The sequence below is a fragment of the Streptomyces sp. NPDC013317 genome (assembly GCF_055563155.1).
Genome location: NZ_JBVHDX010000034.1, coordinates 1 through 4,792, shown reverse-complemented (window position 1 = coordinate 4,792; position 4,792 = coordinate 1). Strand labels below are relative to the sequence as shown.

6 protein-coding genes are annotated in these 4,792 nt (G+C 37.0%); 1 reads left to right on the top strand and 5 read right to left on the bottom strand.

The window, feature by feature from the left end; all coding sequences use genetic code 11:
* The 3 genes from mobV to ACZ3IJ_RS36150 all read right to left on the bottom strand — a co-directional run.
* Positions 1-981 (bottom strand): MobV family relaxase (mobV, locus tag ACZ3IJ_RS36160; RefSeq protein ID WP_467475464.1); only part of this gene is annotated, 981 nt, incomplete at its 3' end.
* A 614-nt stretch (positions 982-1,595) separates the two neighbouring features.
* On the bottom strand, positions 1,596-1,973 hold the full coding sequence (gene qacH, locus ACZ3IJ_RS36155) for a quaternary ammonium compound efflux SMR transporter QacH (RefSeq protein WP_000121134.1): 378 nt from the start codon (positions 1,971-1,973) through the stop codon (positions 1,596-1,598).
* The gene (locus ACZ3IJ_RS36150; RefSeq protein ID WP_000028029.1) at positions 1,973-2,524 is read right to left on the bottom strand and encodes a TetR/AcrR family transcriptional regulator; all 552 of its coding nucleotides are present in this window, start codon (positions 2,522-2,524) and stop codon (positions 1,973-1,975) included. Before ACZ3IJ_RS36150 ends, qacH begins: the two co-directional genes overlap by 1 nt.
* A 1,039-nt stretch (positions 2,525-3,563) precedes the next feature.
* On the opposite strand from ACZ3IJ_RS36150, the gene ACZ3IJ_RS36145 reads away from it, so the two are divergent.
* Positions 3,564-4,121, top strand: a complete 558-nt coding sequence (locus ACZ3IJ_RS36145; protein WP_048558832.1) for a replication/maintenance protein RepL — start codon at positions 3,564-3,566, stop codon at positions 4,119-4,121.
* A gap of 13 nt (positions 4,122-4,134) precedes the next feature.
* Here ACZ3IJ_RS36145 and ACZ3IJ_RS36140 read toward each other — a convergent pair whose 3' ends face one another.
* The gene (locus ACZ3IJ_RS36140) at positions 4,135-4,317 is read right to left on the bottom strand and encodes a hypothetical protein (protein ID WP_350835256.1); all 183 of its coding nucleotides are present in this window, start codon (positions 4,315-4,317) and stop codon (positions 4,135-4,137) included.
* 14 nt (positions 4,318-4,331) lie between these two features.
* The coding region (locus tag ACZ3IJ_RS36135) for a hypothetical protein (protein WP_467475462.1) at positions 4,332-4,792 on the bottom strand (461 nt) is incomplete at its 5' end.

Sequence of the window (4,792 nt, the reverse complement as noted above, 5' to 3'; positions counted from 1 at the left end):
TTCTATCAAGTCTCCATAGTTCTTTACAATGTCTGTTTGCTTCACTTTTTGCAGTGCTTTTTTCTCTGCTAAGGAGTCTAAATTCTCTTCAATATCTTTGTAGTAATAGCGAATTTTATCTTGTCCAATTTGCATATCAGCTTTCAGCTGCGTAACTTCTTTTTGAGTCTTTTCCAACTCTTTCTGCAGATTCTCTGCTTGTAGCTGATAAGCCACACCATTGGTCGCATAATCGACTAGGCTTTTGTAGTCTTGTTCCTTCATTCCAACAAGCCCTAGAACCTTTTTAGCTTCGATATTCGCAATCGATTTCGATTTATCATCAATCTCTTGAATATGCCCCATTGTCCGCTCATATTTCTCTTGGGCTTCCTTCTCCATGCTTTGAAACGTTTGAGCCTTATATTTAGCCGTCTCCACGTGTTTACGGCTCGACGAGACCCCTCTTTCCAAATTAAAGTCATTTTGCTTCAGGTACTGATTAAAATCGTCCTGAAGACTCACCAGTTGCTTTTTCTGGCCAAAGAAATCTTTAGCCGATAGTCGGCCATCCTCCGTTACTGGAACGAAGCCTACGTGCATGTGAGGGGTTTTCTCGTCATAGTGAACAGTCGCATAGATTAAATTCTTTTCACCGTATCGATCAGCAAGGAACTCATGAGCCGTTTCAAAATACCTTTTCTGCTCTTTGGGTGAAATTTTATCGAAGAATTCCTTGTCAGAGGTAATTAAGAATTCAGCCAGCTTAACTGCATCTTTACGGATCTTTTTTCCAGAGGTCACATTGTCCTCAATTACTTGGCTAATTTTCTCGTTGTAATCAATCTGCCTTTGACCGTTTATCAAGTCATAATTCAGATGAGAATCAGCTTTATTGATGTCGGGATTCGTTTCACTTTCCCTCTCTCTTTGGTTGTGAAATTGAATCCCTTTTATCCCATTTGATTTCATTTTCTGCATTCGGATAATGGAGTAACTCATGGGGTACGCACCCTTTCTGAAAATCGATAGATTAATAGAAAGTGTAACACACTACACTTTGCACGCAAAGTTTCATGTGGTCTGCGACGCTAAAAGCCAAACCTTGGGCTTTGCCCAAACCCACTGGGGAACTCTTCCCCAGACCCCCTTAATCGAACTCCCCAACCCCTCAATCCTTGAGGGGCTCCCTCGCCGGTAGGCAGCTCAAAAGGTGTTGCCTTTTGAGACACCAAGAGGGTCTTGGTGAAGTGAGTCTATCAACTCCTTATCCTCCCTTCGGTCCGGTACCGTTGACAGACGCCATACGGGCCTCTCTCGCCTTTGTAAGAGGTTGCCCCTAGTAAAAACCCTTAAAAAGCAAAAAAGACGCTTCTAGGGGTAGCGTCAGGGAAATGCGGATTTACAACGGTAAGCATTTGATACAAGTCTTATGAGACAGTCAGAAGTCATTTAAAACGCTAATTTCATTATGTCTCAATAAACTCTACTCTATTGGAATTGTGAAGTGATACACTTAAACTAACGTACGCAGGTTTGTTGAATAAGGACTTCAAAAAATACCCTTAATTAAGCTAAAAAGTCCTTCTCTTTATTAAGAAGGACTTTTTTATGTGTTATTCCATTGTCTCATTCATTGTAATAGTTTCGCTTGCTTCATGACCAGATTCTCCATGTCCTGGTCCAAACAAATTCAATATTACAACTCCTACAAGAATCAGTGTTATTCCTGCAATGCTAGCCATGTTAAGTTTTTCCTTCCAAACTAAAACTGAAATTACTGTAGTCAAAACAAGTCCTAAACCTGCCCATAATGCATATGCAGTGTTTAAGGGGATTGTTTTTAGCGACAAGGATAAAAAGAAAAAACAACCAACGAAAGCTATTATTACCCCTATTGTAGGATAGAGTTTTGAAAAGCCTTCAGATGCTTTTAATAGGGAAGAGCCAATAATCTCCCCCACTATTGCAAGTGCTAAATATAGATATGACATTATTCGTCCTCCTGAATCATGTTTATTAGTTCATCAAAAACTTGTGTTTTTAGTTCTTCATTTAATGGTGCCATTCCAAATATTTCTGAAAACCAAAGACCATCTATGGATAATCTTGTAATTGTTATTTTGACAGGATCAATTCCATCAGTTATTAACTTTGTATGCAAAATATCGTATCTCTGCCGGAATTCATCTAATAAATCTGGATTAATAAACATAGCAGCCATTAGTGCGGAATTTAGATTATTGTTTTCTAAATCGGAAAATGTAGATTTAAGATAAGCCCTATTCCATTTTCCTATTGCGTTATCATCGTCGTTATTAACTAACGTATTAATGCATTCGAAATAATTATTTGTCCAATCTTCCACCATTCCTTTAATTAATGCTTCCTTGCTAGGAAAATGGTATAATAATCCACCTTTACTCACGCCAGCTCTTTGGGCGACTGCCTCTAATGTGAGTTTGACAACTCCTTCTTCTTTTACAATTTCAGATGCAGCAATCAATATATTTTTTTTCTTATTAGCATGCTTTGAAATAGACATAATAACCTCCATAACTTAGATACATATAATATACCTTCTGGACGGTTTTTTTGTCAATCGAATTAAAGCTCTTATTTAATATCACTCTTTCACATAAAAATAATCCAATAAATTAATCTAAAGATTGTGAAGAAATGTACTTAAAGTAAAGGGAGCTTTAGTTCAACAGTCGATTTCTTAAAATCGGCTTTATTTATGGGTGAAAATTACATTACCGTTGTAAATCCGCATTTTCAGGACTCTACCCCTTCTAGAGCGCCTCTCATTGTTTTAGCGATTAATTATTATTCCCCTTATTATTTTTTTGAAAATGTTCTTTGTAATATAAATAATCAACTTTATGTTTTGTGGACATTAATTGAGTCGCTAATATTGCGGTGTAAATTGTCGTCAATCCTAGTGCTACTACGGCTAATAAATTTAAATTACTTTTATTAATGCTACTGTTACTATTCATGAAAGCTCAACTCCCTTCTTTAAAATTAGATTTCTAAATATCAAAGATTTTTATTCGAACACCATCAATTCTCCCCTTGTTTTAGGGTGGAGGCTGGCAAGGGGGTTTGGGGGAAGCCCCCATATTGCGTAGATCCATAAGGCAAAAGAGAAAATTTATGAACGGAAGCTCTGGCGGTTTTGGCGGTATAATGGCTCGAGCAAGCCGATTTCCTGAATTCCTCGTTTTAGGTACGTCGGCTTGGCGAAAGTACAGCACCGCCAAAATTTCGGAATGCAAGGAGAAAAGGGTGGAGATTTTTCGGTGGTCTGTCCGAAAAATACTACCCGAACCTTGCGTGGAGAAAAGCCCTTTAGGAGATATAGAAGGGAACACAGAAAAAATGTTGATATATCAATGTTTTAGTTAAGGTAATGTGTCATAGCTTGTGACACGTATATGTGTCATAGCTTGTGACACATAGTTGAATTAAGATGTGTCATTTTTTGCTTGACTATAGTTCATTTTTGACCTATGATGTGTCATAAATTATACATATAGGTATCACAGCTGATGATACATAACAAGGGAGAGAAGGATTCTATGCCAGCAGAGGTGCGTAAATTGGACGAGCAGAGAAAAATTAATGTTGAGTTAACCCCTGAACAACTTCAAATGCTTCAAAGACTTATTGATCTTGAACAGCAAGAAAACAAAGACAAAGAGCAATTTGAAGAGAAAAAGAAAAATCATAATTTCATCCAGCTTTATCGTGACAACATGCCAGAATTAAGATGGTTAATGGCAAATCATAACTTCGCAAGTTCTTTATTATTTTTTATCTTGGAACACATGGATAACAGAAATGCTTTAGCTTGTTCTTATGCAGTTTTTGAAGATTATTTTGGCAAATCAAGGTCAACAGTTTACAGAGCAGTAAAGCTTTTAGAGGAGAATGGATTTTTAAATGTTTTAAAAATGGGAACATCAAACGTCTATGTAGTGAACGAAGACCTTGCTTGGACAGATGGCAATGACAAAAAGAAATTTGCTAAATACGATGGTAAAATCCTTGTCAGCAAAAAGGAAAACAAGGACTTTGAATACAAAAGCCAATTTGATAAATTTAAAGCCCTTAGAGAACGTGAAAACTTAAAATAAAGCGAGTAGATAACTACTCGCCTTTCTTTATTTCAAGAGCATATTTGCCCTCATTTGAATCTTGGTCAACACTTGTAAAAACACCAATATCTTTTATTGGAATAAGAGTTCCAGAACCTAAATGAGGTCTCTTTCTATCCCTCATAAAAAGCATTAATTCTCCCTCTTGGTCTAGTTTCTCCAACTTCTCAACCAATTGTTTCACCTTCATCAGCGTTCCATCTCCATCCCTTTTTGCCTTTGTGGCTTCTCCATTTTTTCTAAAGAGTCCTGGACTAATTTATCTTGCCTATCATCCAGGAACTTGATTGTACTTCGGTCTACATCATTCATCCTCAAGAACGTTTTTACTCGGTCAAGTTGAGCGTGTAAAACTTTGCCCACCCTCTCTTTAAAAACAGAAAACTCCTTGCTGATCTGCACGAGTTTTCCCTTCAATTTTCCGTTCTCTAATTTCAATTCCCGATTCTCATTTTGGTAAGACCGGTTCTCAATTTTTAGAGTGTCCACCTGTTGTTTTAACTCCTTTTTCTCCTTCAACTGGTCATTATATTTATTAACGAGTCCATTGTACTTTTCTATCAAGTCTCCATAGTTCTTTACAATGTCTGTTTGCTTCACTTTTTGCAGTGCTTTTTTCTCTGCTAAGGAGTCTAAATTCTCTTCAATAT

Bases quoted from the DNA above. Each gene is read 5' to 3' on its own strand.
- ACZ3IJ_RS36150 (WP_000028029.1), bottom strand. From the start codon at position 2,524: ATGTCTATTTCAAAGCATGCTAATAAGAAAAAAAATATATTGATTGCT.
- ACZ3IJ_RS36145 (WP_048558832.1), top strand. From the start codon at position 3,564: ATGCCAGCAGAGGTGCGTAAATTGGACGAGCAGAGAAAAATTAATGTT.
- qacH (WP_000121134.1), bottom strand. From the start codon at position 1,973: ATGTCATATCTATATTTAGCACTTGCAATAGTGGGGGAGATTATTGGC.